At 43.7% G+C, this 17,010-nt stretch carries 17 protein-coding genes; 14 read left to right on the forward strand and 3 right to left on the reverse strand.

The features are described from left to right. Positions 1-235: 235 nt before the first annotated feature. The 9 genes from ABDV94_RS03040 (at position 236) to ABDV94_RS03080 (ending at position 8,430) form a co-directional block, all read left to right on the forward strand. Positions 236-1,090 carry a hypothetical protein gene (locus tag ABDV94_RS03040; RefSeq protein WP_343604653.1) on the forward strand — a complete coding sequence of 285 codons (855 nt, stop codon included), beginning with the start codon at positions 236-238 and terminating at the stop codon, positions 1,088-1,090. 85 nt (positions 1,091-1,175) lie between these two features. After that, on the forward strand, positions 1,176-2,225 hold the full coding sequence (locus ABDV94_RS03045) for a quinone-dependent dihydroorotate dehydrogenase (protein WP_343604654.1): 1,050 nt from the start codon (positions 1,176-1,178) through the stop codon (positions 2,223-2,225). Beyond that, positions 2,218-3,072: a hydroxymethylglutaryl-CoA lyase gene (locus ABDV94_RS03050; RefSeq protein WP_343604655.1), complete on the forward strand. Its 855-nt coding sequence runs from the start codon at positions 2,218-2,220 to the stop codon at positions 3,070-3,072. Before ABDV94_RS03045 ends, ABDV94_RS03050 begins: the two co-directional genes overlap by 8 nt. Positions 3,073-3,087: 15 nt before the next feature. Then, the gene (locus ABDV94_RS03055; RefSeq protein WP_343604656.1) at positions 3,088-3,738 is read left to right on the forward strand and encodes a hypothetical protein; all 651 of its coding nucleotides are present in this window, start codon (positions 3,088-3,090) and stop codon (positions 3,736-3,738) included. A gap of 88 nt (positions 3,739-3,826) precedes the next feature. Continuing rightward, positions 3,827-4,246, forward strand: a complete 420-nt coding sequence (locus ABDV94_RS03060; RefSeq protein ID WP_343604657.1) for a hypothetical protein — start codon at positions 3,827-3,829, stop codon at positions 4,244-4,246. A gap of 87 nt (positions 4,247-4,333) precedes the next feature. Continuing rightward, positions 4,334-4,783 (forward strand): hypothetical protein, encoded by a 450-nt coding sequence (locus ABDV94_RS03065; RefSeq protein WP_343604658.1) that lies wholly within the window; start codon positions 4,334-4,336, stop codon positions 4,781-4,783. Between the two features lie 355 nt (positions 4,784-5,138). Continuing rightward, on the forward strand, positions 5,139-5,471 hold the full coding sequence (locus ABDV94_RS03070) for a hypothetical protein (RefSeq protein WP_343604660.1): 333 nt from the start codon (positions 5,139-5,141) through the stop codon (positions 5,469-5,471). Between the two features lie 56 nt (positions 5,472-5,527). Further along, positions 5,528-7,849, forward strand: coding sequence for a TonB-dependent receptor (locus ABDV94_RS03075; protein WP_343604662.1), 2,322 nt, complete (start codon positions 5,528-5,530; stop codon positions 7,847-7,849). A gap of 23 nt (positions 7,850-7,872) precedes the next feature. Continuing rightward, complete coding sequence (locus ABDV94_RS03080; protein WP_343604664.1) at positions 7,873-8,430, forward strand: type 1 periplasmic binding fold superfamily protein; 558 nt, start codon at positions 7,873-7,875, stop codon at positions 8,428-8,430. 214 nt (positions 8,431-8,644) lie between these two features. On the opposite strand, the gene ABDV94_RS03085 is transcribed toward ABDV94_RS03080, so the two are convergent. From ABDV94_RS03085 to ABDV94_RS03095, 3 genes are all read right to left on the reverse strand, one after another. After that, positions 8,645-10,093 (reverse strand): glyceraldehyde-3-phosphate dehydrogenase, encoded by a 1,449-nt coding sequence (locus ABDV94_RS03085; protein ID WP_343604666.1) that lies wholly within the window; start codon positions 10,091-10,093, stop codon positions 8,645-8,647. 99 nt (positions 10,094-10,192) lie between these two features. Continuing rightward, a complete protein-coding gene (locus ABDV94_RS03090; protein ID WP_124745751.1) occupies positions 10,193-11,059 on the reverse strand; it encodes an RNA polymerase sigma factor RpoD/SigA in 867 nt (288 codons plus the stop codon). A gap of 265 nt (positions 11,060-11,324) precedes the next feature. Beyond that, positions 11,325-12,794 carry a Do family serine endopeptidase gene (locus ABDV94_RS03095; RefSeq protein ID WP_343604672.1) on the reverse strand — a complete coding sequence of 490 codons (1,470 nt, stop codon included), beginning with the start codon at positions 12,792-12,794 and terminating at the stop codon, positions 11,325-11,327. 134 nt (positions 12,795-12,928) lie between these two features. Between ABDV94_RS03095 and dapF the strand changes: the two genes are divergently transcribed. From dapF to ABDV94_RS03120, 5 genes are all read left to right on the forward strand, one after another. Beyond that, positions 12,929-13,708, forward strand: a complete 780-nt coding sequence (gene dapF / locus ABDV94_RS03100; protein WP_343604673.1) for a diaminopimelate epimerase — start codon at positions 12,929-12,931, stop codon at positions 13,706-13,708. Next, a complete protein-coding gene (locus ABDV94_RS03105) occupies positions 13,701-14,186 on the forward strand; it encodes a hypothetical protein (protein ID WP_343604674.1) in 486 nt (161 codons plus the stop codon). Before dapF ends, ABDV94_RS03105 begins: the two co-directional genes overlap by 8 nt. Before the next feature lie 202 nt (positions 14,187-14,388). Continuing rightward, positions 14,389-14,916, forward strand: coding sequence for a GNAT family protein (locus tag ABDV94_RS03110; RefSeq protein WP_343604675.1), 528 nt, complete (start codon positions 14,389-14,391; stop codon positions 14,914-14,916). Beyond that, complete coding sequence (mltG, locus tag ABDV94_RS03115; RefSeq protein ID WP_343604676.1) at positions 14,898-15,962, forward strand: endolytic transglycosylase MltG; 1,065 nt, start codon at positions 14,898-14,900, stop codon at positions 15,960-15,962. The genes ABDV94_RS03110 and mltG overlap by 19 nt, the downstream gene beginning before the upstream one ends. A 3-nt stretch (positions 15,963-15,965) precedes the next feature. Continuing rightward, positions 15,966-16,964 (forward strand): N(4)-(beta-N-acetylglucosaminyl)-L-asparaginase, encoded by a 999-nt coding sequence (locus tag ABDV94_RS03120; RefSeq protein ID WP_343604677.1) that lies wholly within the window; start codon positions 15,966-15,968, stop codon positions 16,962-16,964. Positions 16,965-17,010: the final 46 nt, after the last annotated feature.

The following is a 17,010-nucleotide window of genomic DNA, read 5'->3' on the forward strand; positions in this document are numbered from 1 at the left end:
TTTGTTAAAAAACAATTCGCTAAAAGTAGTCACTTGTTCATCAACACCGTCTATTTAAAAAAAAGCAACAAAAAATTTAGGTGGCTGTGAACTAAAAAGTGTAATTTAGCATGTGGATACTACAACTCCAACATAAATTATTAGAATGAAGCATATAACTCTAACTCTATTATCGATAGTTTCAACAGTCTCTCTTGCACAGACTTCCAATTTTAATACGCAGAGAAACTGGGCGATGAACAAGAAAGAAATTTCTTTCGGTCTTGGCGCAACTAACTTCTTGGGAGACTTGGGAGGAGCTAACCAGATTGGTACGGATTACAGTTTGAAAGACCTTGATTTTAATTCGACTCATATTGGCGGAGCAGTTTCATTCAGATACCGCTTTCATCCTTATTATGCTACATCCACTTATTTGAACATGGGAATGCTGCGTGGTAGTGATGCATTGACTGCTGATCCTGTTCGTAACATGAGAAACCTGTCTTTTCGTACATTTTTTGTGAACCTGAGCCAGCGTTTTGAAATCATTGTACTTGCAAACGAAAAAATCGGACGCCGTTACAACATTCCGGGACTGAGAGGGTTTACAGACCACAACGAGCAATTATACCTGATTGCAGGAATCGGTGCAATGTACTATAACCCGAAAGCACTTTACCAGGGCGGATGGGTGACATTGCGCGATATGCATACGGAAGGCCAGGGATTACCCGGAGGTCCTGCAAATTACAGCCGCATCACAGCAACTGTTCCATTGGGAATCGGAGCAAGAATGGGAATTAACCGCATGTGGAGAATCGGTATCGAAGCCACCTATGTGAAAACATTCTCCGATTATATCGATGATGTGCATGGGGTGTATTACGATCCTGCAATTATCGCAGCTTCTTATGGGCCACAGGCTGCGTATTTGTCCAATCCGTCTTCCAATCCTTCGGCGTTTAACCCGGGGAGTGTGCGTGGACACAAACAAAAAGATGCTTACCTGTATGTCAATATCATGGTGACCAGAAACATTACGTACAAAGCTGCTTCCGGAAGAGGACCGATGAAATTCGGAAAACGCAGATACCGTGCTAAGTTCTAAGATACTTTTAAAATAATTTTAACAAAACGAGCTTGTCTATTGATAAGCTCGTTTTGTGTTTATAACTTTGGTACAAATTCGTAGCATGTATCCTTTGTTGAGATGGTTTCTCTTTCGTTTTGATCCGGAGAAAGTTCATTATTTCACATTTAATCTCTTAGGTTTCTGGTTGAAAGTTCCCTTTGTAAAACCAATCTGGAAGTCCATTTATTGTATGAAACACCCGCTTTTGGAAACAGAAGTGGCTGGAATCCGCTTTCCGAACCCGGTTGGTTTGGCGGCAGGGTTCGATAAGAACGCACTGCGTATCAATGAGCTTGCGGCTTGTGGTTTCGGATTTGTGGAAATCGGAACGGTGACTCCTGTAGGGCAAGATGGAAATCCAAAACCACGCTTGTTCCGTTTAATTGAAGACCAGGCGATCATCAACCGGATGGGATTCAATAACGATGGAGCAGAGGTCATCGTGGAGCGTTTAAAGAAACTTAAGCCTGAATGTATCATCGGGGGAAATATCGGTAAGAACAAAGTAACCCCGAATGAAGATGCAACTTCCGACTATTTGAAATGTTACCACAGCCTGGAACCGCATGTGGATTATTTTGTGGTAAACGTATCTTCACCGAATACACCCAATTTGCGCGAGCTCCAGGATAAGGAACCGCTGACTAACCTGTTGCAAACCCTGATGAACGAACGCGAAAAAACCGGGTCTTCCAAACCGATTTTTCTAAAGATCGCCCCGGATTTGACCGATTCGCAATTGGACGATATTGTAGACATTGTTAATGAAACTAAAATAGCCGGTGTAATTGCCACGAATACAACCATCGAACGAAGTAATTTAGTAACTTCAGGTAGCAAAGTCGCAGCGATCGGTGCAGGTGGTGTTTCCGGAAAACCATTGACAAAACGTTCTACGGAAGTGATCAGTTACCTGTACCGGAAATCGAGTGGTTCTTTCCCGATCATCGGAGTCGGAGGAATCTATTCGGCTGAAGATGCAATAGAGAAATTAATAGCAGGAGCCAGTTTGGTTCAGATCTACTCAGGATTTATTTACGAAGGTCCTGCGTTGGTGAAACGGATCAACAAGGCAGTTTTAAAGAAAAGAAAGCAGATCGCACATGAATAATCGTGTTTTTTTGACGGAATGTCCGAGAGATGCCATGCAGGGAATCAAGGACTGGATTGAAACCTCGGATAAAATCACTTATCTGAATCATTTGCTGCAATGTGGTTTTGACACGCTTGATTTTGGCAGTTTTGTTTCCCCGAAAGCTATTCCGCAGATGCAGGATACTGCAAAAGTACTGGAAGGACTGAACGAAAGCGATACGAAATTGCTTGCCATCATTGCAAATGAACGTGGAGCAGAAGATGCTTCGCGGTTTGAACGGATTCATTTTCTGGGGTATCCTTTTAGTATTTCGGAAACATTTCAGTTGAGAAACACGAATGCGACTATCGAGGAATCATTGAAGCGGGTAGAGGCCATTGCGAATATCTGTCACAAGGAAAACAAGGAATTGGTTCTGTATCTTTCCATGGGATTCGGAAATCCATACGGAGACGCGTGGTCACCGGATTTGATTGCGAGTTGGTCGGAGCGTTTGACTCAATTGTTTGAAGTTTCGCGTCTTTCCTTATCCGATACGATCGGAGCGGCTACACCGGAATTGGTACAGCAGGTGTTTTCCACCATTTCAGCAGAGTTTTCAAATATCCAGATCAGCGCGCATTTGCATACGGTTCCTGAAAATGCGACAAAGTTGACCGAAGCAGCGTATGCCGGAGGTTGCCGCTATTTTGAAGGTGCAATCAAAGGTTTCGGAGGCTGCCCGATGGCGAAAGATGAACTGACCGGAAATATGCCGACCGAGCGCATGCTGGATTGGTTTAAAGAACAGGGAATCGAAACGGGAGTAAAAGAGACGGAATTCACGGAAGCATTTGTAACTTCGTCTAAAATCTTTCATTAATCCCTTAAAAGTCCGATGAAATTTAAAATTCTGTTTGCCATTCCGCTGTTTTTCTTCTTCAGTTCCTGTGATGATGAAGCGGATCAGGAGATTACCATACAACCGAGAAAAACGGAAGAGAAGAAAGCAGTGGATAACACTATCAGTACCAACTTCAACGAAAACGTATTTAGTTCCAAAGATGAAGCGGAGTTGTTGAAAGAACTTCATTTGTGCGATCCGAAGGCCAAGAGTGATGAGGATCCCAAACATCCGAGTTGTAGTCCGCGTTTTTTCCGCTTTTTCAAATTGAATGACCAAACTCCGTTGAAAGACGGCTTCAAGTTGTTGATCAAAGCAGGGGTGAATGGTTTTCCGTTGAGAAGATTGCTTGTTTTCGAACGGGAAAAAGACGTTTTGGTTAAACTGAATGGATTTAACGGAAACCTGATTGAAGAACGAAAATCCACTTCAGGTTACAATGACCTGGTGATTCGTTTCCCGGATAATATCAACGATAACATTACGTATTATAACTGTTTGTTCCGCTGGACGAACGGAAAATACGAATATGTCAACTGCGAAGTGATTGATGAAGACGTTCCTAGACGTATCAAGTCTGAATTTAAAGATTCCATGGGCGTTGAGATCAAGAAAGTACTGGATCGGAACGAAATGATTTTTTAATGTAACGAAATTGAAAAAGTAGACTGAGCGGAGTCGAAGGCACTTTTCAACGATCAATTTTGAATTCTCAATTCAATTTGACTTGCCGATGAAATCAAATCTGGTATATCTATTCCTGGTTTTATTCCTGACTGCTTGTTCCGACACGGAAATCGAGCCGATTGATCATTACATCCTGCTTCACGACAATTCTTCCAAAGTTTGGTTGGTAGATCAGCAATTAGACGGCGATAAAGACTATACACCGCTTCAGATCGGGGCAAAGGAAATCATCGTGTTTCACCAGTCGCGGGAAGCTTACTTTCACCGTTTGAAAACGCTCGGTACCAAACCGGGACTTAAAATGAGTTTCTGGCTGGATCAGCGAAAGAACGAACTTGGATTCAGAGGTCCGAAAAAGGATCTGATTTTTGAGATCAAAAGTTTATCAAGAACCCGGATTGTCTTGAAGCCAAAATACAGTTCCTACAAATACACCATCGTTTTAATTCCTTTTCCTGAATATTAGTTTTGGGTAGATGATGTGTCAATTTCAATGAACAAATAAATCCCCGGTTTAGAGGAGATTTTTTATATTTGTTTGTAATTCAGCGTTATGAAAAAACGAGTGTATTTTCTGTTTTTGATTCCGGTTTTGGTTCTTTTTGCATCCTGTAGTTCAAACGAGGAATGCAAAGAATGCCAGGTGGACGCAGTGAAAGATACTGTTACGGAAACGGATGATCTGACTGCTGCTTTGAAGGATACGGCCGTTGAGAAAAAATCTGTAACGGTTGAAATGAAGGAAAATCACGAGAAAATTGTCAAAAAATATGGGGAACAGTGGGATTTCTGTACCTGTGTGGTTGCAAATGATTCCATCAATGATGCCTTTGAGAAAGGCGGTATGACTCCTGCGCAGGAAGAAAAAGTCATGGCCCGATGGGAAGTGGTGGATCGCAAGTGTAAAGAATTACTCACTACACCGAATACCACACCGGAAGAGCGTGCCAAACACGATAAAAAGGTCTTGAAATGCCTGAAGCAAAACGGGTTGAAGAAATAACCTTCGCAATTGCTGCTTTGTGCTAATCCTCGTAAACACAGGTTATTTTGTTGTAAGCACCACCTGCGTAATATCCCTCTTCCTGAACATCCGAAAGGCTTTCACCACGCTGTATGAACCAATATCGATTTGATATCCGAAGCTGCCGTAACTGCTTGTGGAACATGGACTATACCATCGTCCGCAGGAAGAACAGCTAAGTAAGGTGAAAGAGACGAGAAATACATGGATTAGTCTGATTTTTTTCATGATGTGATCGATTGATTCTGGATTTTCCCGAAATGCAAGCCGCTTTTTATTTCCCTTTTTTTACAATCTTATTGCAATTGAATTGCATTTAGTTTATTTTTGTCCCATGAGTAAATTGGCGGTGCGGATTATTTCTTCTCTTTTGCTGGTTGGTTTCCTGGTATTCCTGGTTCCGATCAACAACTGGCACGCCGCTGCTCACAATCATTCTTCCAAACAGCTGGATAAACACCATGGAGGGTTGGTTTTTAAGAACGGAGTAGATAAATGTGCTTTTTGCGATCTGCATCTTCCGTTCTTGTATCATGAAAATCCGGTGGAGATTACTTATCTGAAGGATTTCACTGATTTTCTGTTCCTGGATTTCGCATGTGTTGAATTACCGGTAAAAACAATACATCTCAAACTTCGCGGGCCGCCTGCAAACCTATTTGTCTGATCGATCTTCAGTTTTATACTGAACAAGTTATTGTTTGACAATATAGTTCCATTTTCATGAGATTTTATTTACTTGGAGTGTTCCTGTACTTCTCCTTGTCGGTCTATTCGCAGCAATGTGATTATTCCATTCAGGGGGAAATTCGGGATATCCATACCAATCAGTTGATTCCAAATGCACGGGTTTCGATTCAAACCAGTTCTACGCAAACGGATTCCCTGGGAGTTTTTTATTTTAAAAATGTATGTGCCGGTAAGCTTAAATTGCGCTGTGTGCCTCATTTTGGCTGTGAACCGGTCGACATGGAAATTGTTGTTCCGAGTTCAGAACCGATTGTCTTTAAGGTTGAAACGCACGAAGTTGAGCTTGCTGAGTTATTGATTGAAGCCTATCGTTTTCCAAGGGAATCCCAGGAAAAGATGACGCTGAAAACCAATGATCTCTCCCAAATCAAGGGAAATACGCTGGGAGATCAGCTGCTTCGCTTTCCGGGGGTAACGAGTTTGAACACCGGTTCATCGATTGTGAAGCCCGTCATCAACGGAATGCACAGCAACCGTTTGGTGGTCGTGAACAACGGAATCCGGCAGGAAGGCCAACAGTGGGGAAGTGAGCATGCTCCGGAAATTGATCCCAATCTAGCTGGCAACCTGACTGTGATCCAGGGAGCTTCAGGATTGCAGTACGGAACGGATGCCATCGGAGGTGTGATCCTGGTTTCCCCGGATGAACTGCGTTATCATCAAAACACTGCCGGGTGGGTAAAACTAACCGGAAACAGTAACGGATGGGGCGGAGGAGTTTCCGGACTGGTCGGGGGATCATTTACCAAATCGAAAAAATGGGCATATCGCGTTCACGGAACCGGGAGAATCAATGGAACTCAAAAAGCACCGGATTACCTGATCAAGAATACCGCATCGAATGAATACAGCTACAGTGCAGCGCTCGGTTACAAGGGCGAAAAGTTTGAAATGGATGTATTCTATACGAAGTATTCGACCAATTTGGGGATTTTTACCGGTTCACACATCGGAAACCTGTCCGACCTGAATGCGGCGTTTGCGGCTTCCGTACCAAAAGATACCGGGGTTTTTACCTACAAACTGCAAAGTCCGCGGCAATTGGTACAGCATGATTTGAGCAAAGTGAGCCTGGCATACAACTGGAATAAAAAGATCCGGACGAGTTTGGTTTACGGTTATCAGTTCAATCTCAGACAGGAATACGATTTGCATAAAGCCTATAATGATAGCATTGCAGCATTGAATTTGCCTGCTTTCGAATTGAATCTCTGGACGAATTCCCTCGATCTGAAAACCGAGATCAAACACAATGACCGGTACAAAAGTGTATTCGGCGTTTCCGGAATGGAGCAGAGTAATGCATATTCGGGGCGGTTCTTTATCCCGAATTTCAAAAAACAACAGTTTGGCGGGTATTACCTGGGAACATACGAAAATAGCAAGTGGCTGTTTGACTTTGGTGTGCGCTACGATTATTCCCGTTTGCAGGCGTTTCTTTACAAGAACAATGTGCTGACCAGTCCGGTGAAAACGTTTCAGAATCCGAGTGCTTCAGCGGGAGTTTCCCGTTTGATGGGACATCACTGGATTGTGCGCCTGAACGCAGGAACTGCCTGGAGACCACCGTCGATCAATGAACTGTACAGTAACGGACTGCACCACGGAGCGGCTTCCATTGAAATCGGTGATGACCAGATCCGGAAAGAGATCGTTTACAATACGCAATTGGGAGTTCAGTACAAATCGCATGTTGCGAAGGTCGATCTGTCTGTCTTCTACAATTACTTCGACGGATACATTAACCTACAGCCATCTCTTCCCCCGATGTTGACCATTGTAGGAGCCTTTCCGGTATTCCGCTACATTCAGTCGGATGTGCAAATTATGGGATTAAACGGACGACTGGAAATTCCGATCGGGAAGTACCTCAATTACCAGTTCCAGGGAAATTTTCTGCTCGGAGAAGATTTGCGTACGGATCAATACCTGTACGGAATGCCTTCTAACCGGATTACGCAGCGGCTTCGTTTTTCGACGATCCGTACCGGGAGCAAACTGAATTTCTTTGCAGAAGTTGAATTACTGGATGTTTTCAGGCAAAAGAGATACGTAGCCAATTCGGATTATGTGGCTCCTCCGAAAGGGTACGATTTATTAAGTGCGCAGGTGGGCGTTGCGAAGAAAATGACAAATGGAGAAAGCTTGCAGGTGATCCTGGCGTGCTCCAATTTGACGAATTTAAGTTACCGGGATTACATGAACCGGTTCAGATATTTTACGGACGAACTGGGAAGGAACTGGACTATCAAGGTATTGGTTCCGTTTTCAATCATTAAAAACCACCGACGATAATTGTCGGTATTAAAAGAACAGAAATGAAAAGAATGACATTGATTTTGAGCGTGCTGTGTATTGCATTGGCTGCTTGTAAAAAAGAAAAGAAACAACAGGTGACCACACCAACGAATCCGAATGAGGAAGAAGTGATTACCACATTCAAAATTGTTTTTACGGATGCAAACGGTACACTTCCAAATGTAGAAGCGCGTTTTGTGGATATCGATGGCCCTGGAGGAAATGCCCCGACGGTTTTCGATACCATTCGTTTGGTTGCCAATGCAACTTATAACGCATCGATCACTTTATTGAATGAAAGTGCGAATCCGGTTCAGGACATTACGGCTGAAGTAGAAGAGGAAGGAATCGATCACTTGTTCTGCTTTGATATATCAAGCGGTTTGGCAGTAGCCATTTTGCGAACAGATGCGGATGCAAACGGATTGCCGATTGGGATTACAAGCAAATGGACGATCGGAAGTGCTTCTACCGGAACAACAACCATTCGCCTGAGACACCAGCCGGGCGTGAAAAACGGACAGTGTGATCCGGGAGAAACAGATATCGAATTGAATTTCCATACAATTATTCAGTAATCCGGAGAGGTACTTAATTAGTCGGGAAGAGGTTTCTAATTCAGGAACCTCTTTTTTGGTTGCGGCTGTTCTTACGTCCCTATTTTGAATATGAGAAGAATAGGAATCGTATCTACCATGGTAAGTGGTGGATAAGCGTACACTTATCCACTATCAACAAAAAAGCCGGCCTATCTCTCGATAAACCGGCTCTCCATATGTTCTTAACGATTGATTAATAGTAAATCAAACGCTGTACTTTCGTGATGTGTTTCGCCAGGCGGATTACTTGTTTCGTGTAACCGAACTCGTTATCGTACCACGTATACAATACTACGTTTTTCCCGTCAGGAGAAACGATGGTAGCATGTGAATCGTAAACTGAACAACAGGTGTTTCCGATGATGTCGCTGGATACCAATTCCGGATCGTATGAATAGAAAATCTGGTTTACCAAATCACCTTCCAATGAAGCTGTACGTACTACGTTGTTTACATCTTCGATGGTTGTTCCGTTTTTCAATTCCAAAGAAAGAATTGCCAGTGAACCGTTTGGAGTTGGTACGCGAACTGCGTTTGCAGTCAGTTTATCTTTCAAATCCGGAATTACTTTTGTTACAGCAGCACCTGCACCTGTTGAAGTGATTACCATGTTGATAGCAGCAGAACGTCCGCGACGGGAAGATTTGTGCATGTTATCCAGCAAGTTCTGGTCGTTGGTGTATGCGTGAACCGTTTCGATGTGTCCTTTTACAATTCCGAATGCATCGTTTACCACTTTCAATATAGGGGAGATTGCATTGGTTGTACAAGAAGCAGCAGAGTAGATCGTTTCGTTCTCTACATCGAGTGTGCCCTGGTTGATTCCATATACTACGTTTGGAATTTCTTTTCCTGGTGCGGTCAACAATACTTTGGAAACACCTTTTGCAGCCATGTGTCTTGCCAAAGCCTCGCGGTTGGTGTAAACACCTGTATTGTCAATGATCAATGCGTTGTTGATTCCATATTTCGTGTAGTCAACGTCTTCCGGGTTGGAAGCATCGATCATGTGAACGATTTGTCCGTTGATGATCAGTGCTTTGTTTTCCAAATCTTCCACAACGCTTCCTTTGAATGCACCGTGAACCGAATCAGAACGAAGCAAAGCTGCACGTTTGATGATGTCTTTATCGCTTGCACCGCGTGTAACGATTGCACGCAAACGCAGCTGCTGTCCTTTTCCTGCTTGTTTGATCAACTCGCGGGCAGCCAAACGACCGATACGACCAAAACCGTACAAGACAACGTCTCTTGGTTCAACACCTCCTGAAGCACTGGAGAAATTCCCCAATTTTGACGCAAGGAAAGATGCTTTGGAGTCAAAGGAATGTCCTTCTACAAGCCATTCGCTCGCTAATTTACCGATATCGATTTTAGCCGGAGCCAAATCCATTTTCAGCAACTCTTCTGCCAAGGCAGCAGATGTTTCAATGTCGATCGGTTTTTTAACAACGTTTTTAGCGTATTCATGCAGGTTCAGAATCTCTGAAATGGTAATGTCAGTAAGGTGGTTACGGAACAAAACCAATTCGATTCCCTTGTCATAAAGCAATTCACCCAGGTGACTTGACAATTTAACCGCAGCGCGTTCTTTCTGAACGTGCATGTTTAACTCTTTTTCATAGCCTAATGCAGCTTCCATCTAACGTGATTATTTATTTATGTTTATTATTTTCAACTTGTTATGCATTGTCGGTATAAAGCAAAAAAGGCCGCCCGCGATTGCAGACAGCCTTTTTTCTTATCCTAAATATGCTTTCAATAACTTATTTCGGGAAGTGTGTCGAAGACGTCGAATCGCCTTCTCCTTAATTTGTCTCACGCGCTCACGCGTCAGGTTAAACTTCGCGCCGATCTCTTCCAGCGTCAGTCCGTGATTCATTCCGATTCCGAAGAACAGGCGAATGATTTCACGCTCCTTATCTGTCAATGTGCTCAGCGAGCGTTCGATTTCTCTCTGAAGCGACTCTGCCATCAATGCGTGATCCGCTTTCGGAGAATCCGTGTTTGCCATTACGTCCATCAGGGTACCACCGTCTTCAGAAGAAGAAAGCGGAGCGTCCATTGATACGTGGCGACCGGAAACGTTTAAGCTTTCTTTGATTTTGTCTTCCGGAACCTCCAGTGCTTCTGCCAATTCCTCAGCAGATGGCGGTCTTTCGAATTCCTGCTCCAAACGGGAGAAAGCCTTGTTAATTTTATTTAGGGAACCTACCTGGTTCAAGGGTAAACGTACAATACGCGCTTGCTCTGCTAATGCCTGCAAGATTGACTGACGGATCCACCAAACGGCATAAGAAATGAATTTAAAACCGCGTGTCTCATCAAATTTCTGTGCAGCTTTGATCAAACCTAAATTCCCTTCATTGATCAGATCGGGTAATGTCAATCCTTGATTTTGATACTGTTTTGCTACAGATACGACGAAACGCAGGTTTGCACGGGTTAATTTCTCTAATGCTCGCTGGTCGCCTTGTTTGATTTTACGCGCCAATTCTACTTCTTCTTCGGCGGTGATTAGCTCTTCTTTACCAATGTCCTGGAGATATTTGTCTAACGACTGGCTCTCACGATTGGTAATCGATTTTGTAATCTTAAGTTGTCTCATGTAATGAACTTCGTTTAATAACGATTAATGAAAATCAGGGGGCAAAGTTACGATGAAAAAGAAGTGATTTCCAAATAAAAGAGGCATATTTTTAAGAGATTTTAATCTCTCAAAAACCATGCCTTAACATTTTTTATTTATATTCCCACGAAAGTGGAAGTTTTAAAGGTTTGGAGAGTGAAAAAGTTCACCTGTTCAAAACGAGATAACGGATAACTATCTGAACACATTCACTTTTTCACTTCTCACAGTTACCTTTTCAATTTTAAAGGCCGAAACCTAAATATTCTTTCTTGCCGCTTTCGGAAGCAATCTCAAGCAGAACACCGCCTTTGGAACTATTCAGAATGCGTGTCAGTTGCTCAATCGATTCGATCTGGGTTTGATTCACTTTCGTGATGATATCCCCTTCGGAAAGTCCGCTTGATTTCAATTTACCTGGCTCCAGGGTCACTACTTTTACTCCGTAGCTCAGGTTCAATTCCTTCTTTTCCTTGGAGGTCAATTCAGCAAAAGTTGCACCCAGCGCGCTCGTTTTGCTCATTTCTTCCTTTGATTTCAGAGCTGTTTCTCCATCGGCAGAACGAAGCAGGATTTCTTTTACGACCTCCGTACCGTCCTCTGTACGCAATGTCAGGTTTACTTTGTCGCCAGGTCTGCGCTTCCCGATTTCTTCCTGCAAAGCTGCAACGGAATTCACTTCTTTGCTTCCAACTTTCAGGATGACCCAGTTTTTCTTCACACCGGCTTTTTCAGCACCACCGTTTTCAGTCACACTTGGGATAAACACTCCTTTGGTAGAAGGAAGTTTGTTTTTCTCTTTGATCTCCTGATTGATGTCTGCAATCTGAACGCCCAGGTAGGCACGTTGCACGATTCCGAAATCGATGATGTCGCGCATCACTTTATTTACCAGGTTCACCGGAACCGCGAAACTGTAACCGGTATAGGAGCCGGTTTGAGAAGCAATTGCTGTGTTGATTCCAACCAATTCTCCTTTGGTATTCACCAGTGCACCTCCGGAGTTCCCCGGGTTCACTGCCGCATCTGTCTGAATGAACGATTCGATTGGAACGTTGGTGTTTCTCGTTCTGTCGGAAAGCAGGTTGATGTTACGCGCCTTCGCACTCACGATTCCCGCTGTGACGGTTGAAGTCAGATTGAACGGGTTTCCTACTGCGAGTACCCATTCTCCCACGCGCAGGTCGTCGCTGTTCCCGATCGCAATCGGTTTCAGTCCCGGAGCGTCAATTTTCAGTACGGCGATGTCGGTAGAAGGATCTGTTCCGATCACTGTTGCCGTGTATTTCGAATTGTCGTTCAGGATTACTTCAATTTCGGATGCATCCTGGATCACGTGGTTGTTCGTCACGATGTAGCCATCGCTTGAAACGATGACTCCGGATCCGGAACCACTTCCGTATTGTTTGTATTCTCTTCCGCCGGTTCCCGGACCATAGAAAAATTCGTAGAATGGATCACGCTGAACTTGCGTGCGGACAACTTTCGTGGTCACGTGTACCACTGAATTGATCGTGTTTTCTGAGGCATCCACAAATGAAACGCTTCCTTCTACGGGCATTCCATTATAAGAAACCGTTTTCGCAAGACGATTGCCGTCGATTACTTGCTCTGATAGAGGGATGTCATGATTGGAGGATAACATCAAACCAAAAGCGAATGGAATCATACCGCCTATAAATCCGACCCCCAGGTACTTTAATGTGTTGTTCATGGCCTTCTAATTAGTTTTGTTTCTGTTAAAAATTATCACAATTATAATGCTAATCGACTCATGATTGTTACATTTGTGCTGTTAAAGATTGTTAAGCCGAAAAAGGCTTGTAACTCAATCACAGCAAAGGATATATGAGTTTGCACTTCGTAAAATATCAGGGTACGGGAAACGATTTTATCATGATTGATAACCGCTCCGGAGAATGGAATCAACTGACCATTTCAGATATTCAAAAACTATGCGACCGCCGCTTTGGAATCGGTGCCGACGGACTGATTAAAATCAATTCCATCGACGGATATGATTTTGAAGTAGATTATTACAATTCCGACGGTTCGAAGAGTTTTTGCGGAAACGGAGCGCGTTGTTCGGTTGCTTTTGCTCATGAATTGGGAATTTTGTCAGATTCTGTCTCATTTATGGCAATCGACGGTGCGCACGAAGCTGTGAAATCCAATGGTTTGGTCTTCCTGAAAATGAATGATGTTCCATCGATTGATACTTCTTCTGCTGATTATGTATTGAACACGGGATCGCCCCATTTTATTCATTTTACCAACTCAGTGACGGATTTTGATATTGTAGCTTACGGAAAAGAAATCCGCTATTCGGAAAAGTACCGGGAAGAAGGTATTAACGTGAACGCGATTCACCAGCCGGATGCCGGGTCTTTTGAAATCCGGACGTACGAGCGTGGAGTAGAAGATGAAACGCTGAGCTGCGGAACCGGTGTAACGGCCGCTGCACTGGCTTTGGGAGAAAAAAACGCTATTACCGGGGAATTTGAATACCAGGTAAAATCGAAGGGAGGAAACCTTTCTGTGAAATTTACCCGCGATGCAAACGGATTCAGTAATATCTGGCTGATTGGTCCGGCAGTTTCCGTCTTTAAAGGAAGTGTGAATGTCTGAATTTCTTTTTGAATCCATCCAGGATGGTTTTCCGGAACAACTGACACAGAAGCATATCCTGTGGATTTGGAATGCAGATAAAATTCCACCGCATATCGGGATTTCTTCCGGGAAGGATTATTTCAGTCTCACGTACCGGAAATCAGAACACCTCCAGGTATTATCGATGGTTAAACGGGCGCGCCGCTCGAACATTCCATTGGTTTTGGTTGAGTTTTCTGCTTCATTGACAGGTGAAGAACTGGCTGAAGTTTTTTCAAGATACGAACGTGCTGTTGACGGGGTAACCTGTCTGCGCCCAATCCGGGAAGTTTTAAATGCTGATGTAAATCAATTGGCAGATCTGCTGATCTTTTTGAAAACAGAACAATTGATTGTCGGAGTAAGCGGGTTGAATTTGCCGGAAGGGTATGCCGGGATAGCAGATTATTCGATGGAGGATATTTTGAATCGGATTCGTTTTTTGAATGGTAAATAATTGTTTATCAAGTTTTTATTTTTGATTTGATAATGTTTAACTTGAGGTCCAATCGTAATATGGCGATATGGGAATTTTGCAAAATGGTATCTGAATCGAACCTAAAATCAATTTGTTGAAAGAATTCGCCAGCGACTCCTGCCAGTAAACCGATTTTAACTTACATTTGAGCGCTTTTCAAAAGCTGTAACGTAAAAAAGTCATGAGTTTAATCGGGAAATCTATTTTCTTGCGCGCCGTTGAAAAAGAGGACGCAACAAAACTGATGCTTTGGGAAAACAACCCGAAGCATTGGAAGATTACCGGAACCGAAGTACCTTTTTCTTTTTCTGCCATTTTAGAATACATTGATCAGGCTCAGCACATCCGTACGCACGGACAGTTGAGGCTGATGATCTGCCAGGTTGGAACCAAAGAACCGGTCGGTGCCATTGATTTGTACCAGGTCGATTTCAAACACCTCCGCGCAGCTGTTGGGATTTTGATTGCAGACGAAGACAATAAAAATCACGGTTACGCTTTTGAAGCACTTACGTTATTGGAAAAATACGCACGGCAGATTTTAGCTTTGCATAACCTGCATTGTTCGATTCACAGTGATAACCTGGCCAGTATCGGGTTATTTGAAAAAGCGGGCTTCGAACGAATAGGAATCAGGAAAGAATGGTACCTGGAAAGAGGTACTTGGTTGGATGAAATTTTGTATCAGAAATGTTTAAAAAAGGATTAATTGTTGTCGGAATCCTGGCAGTGATCGGAGTCGCGGTAGGATGGAAGCATATCGGGGCATTTTTTAATGGCAGAACGTCGACGGTGAACTCAAAAGCAATTCGCGTTGCCGTAGACAACCGCAAGAGCCTGAAAGAAATTGCAGAAACGTTTAAAACTGCCGGCGTGGTGGATGATGTAGACGCATTTTTGTCGTTGGCGGATTACAAAAAACTGACGAATACCAAGATAGGTTCGGGAATGTATGAAATTCAGCCGGGAACGAACTATCGAACGCTACTCAATGGATTAACGCTGAATAGTTCCGGAAACGGAAATGCGGAAATTGAAGTTTCGGTGACATTCAACAACTGTAAAACCATTCACGACCTGTGCGTGAAAGTATCCGGATGTATTATGGTCGACAGCACCGAACTGGAAGACTATATCACCAGTCCGGAAACATTGACCAAATACGGATTTACGTTGGAGCAGATTCCGGCTTTGTTTATGCCGAATACCTACAAAATGTTCTACGATACCAGTAAAGAAGCCTTCCTGGAGCGCATGGCGAAAGAATTCAAAAATTACTGGACTCCGGAGCGCATGGCGAAATTAAAAGCAGTAGGATTGGAATCACCATCTCAGGCAGTAACATTGGCTTCAATTGTGTACGGAGAACAGTCCAAAAATGCTTCCGAGTGGCCGATTATTGCACGTTTGTACCTGAACCGCTTGAATACAGGAATGAAACTACAGTCAGACCCGACATTCAAATTCTGTTGGGGAGACCAGTTGGAAGGAGTACAGCGTTTGACATACGAACACCGCAACAAAGATTGTCCGTACAACACTTATTTGTATAACGGATTACCTCCGGGACCGATCTCCATGCCTCCGACAGGAGTGGTTGAAGCGGTTTTGAACCCGGACAGCAACGATTATTTGTACATGTGTGCTCAGCCAAACTACGATGGATTGCACAATTTTGCGAAAGATTACGCAGATCATGCAAAATATGCTGCTGAATTCCAGAAATGGCTGGCATCCGAAATCGCTAATAACTAAGACATGGAACGCAGATCCTTTGTGAAATTAGGTGCGGTCGGGTTGGTCGCATCCATCGTGAAACCTGCTTTGGCAGCAAACGAAGACACGAATTCAGAACCGTTTTCATCCGACTATACCGGCGAAGCTAAAATGATTTCAACCTGGAGTCACGGTCAGGAAGCCAACCGTGCAGGCTGGAAATTGCTGGAAGAAGGAAAGTCCTCATTGGATGCCGTTGAAGCCGGAGCAAGACACACGGAAAGCGATGTTACAAACCGAAGCGTTGGAATCGGTGGAATGCCGGATCGCGAAGGACATGTAACCCTGGATGCCTGCATTATGGACTGGAACTCCAATTGTGGTTCCGTTGGGTTTCTGGAAGGGATTGCACACCCTGTTTCCGTAGCAAAACACATCATGCAGCACACGCCGCATGTCATGCTGGTTGGCGCAGGAGCAAAGGAATATGCATTGAAAAACAAATTCGAAACCATTAAAACACCACTTCCGGAAGTGAAAAAAGAGTGGGAAAAATGGAAAAAAGAACAGGCTGCGATTACCAAAAAGCCAGAAATCAACCACGAAAACCACGACACGATCGGTTTGCTGGCAATTGATACACAGGGGCGAATCAGCGGAGCATGTACGACCTCCGGTTGGGCATATAAACTACCTGGACGTTTGGGAGATTCCCCGATTATCGGTTCCGGGTTATTCATTGATCAGGAAGTAGGCGGAGCAGTAGCAACCGGTTTGGGTGAATCCATTATCCGCATTGCAGGTTCACATACGGTGGTGGAATTGATGCGTCAGGGGAAAAGCCCGGAGGAAGCCTGCAAGGAAACGGTTCAGCGATTGATCCGTAAACACAAAGATATGACCGGGTTGCAGTGTGCCTTTATTGCAATCAATACAAAAGGAGAAGTAGGCGGATATTCGGTTTTCAACGGGTTCAACTATGCGCTGAAAACCAAAGACCAGGATGTGTTAATCGATACACCTTTTGACCGGAAATGGTAAGATTTGTTTCGCTTGTCCTGTTGTTTTTTTTGACAAATAACCTGTT

This window comes from Fluviicola sp. (assembly GCF_039596355.1).
GTDB lineage: Bacteria > Bacteroidota > Bacteroidia > Flavobacteriales_D > Crocinitomicaceae > Fluviicola.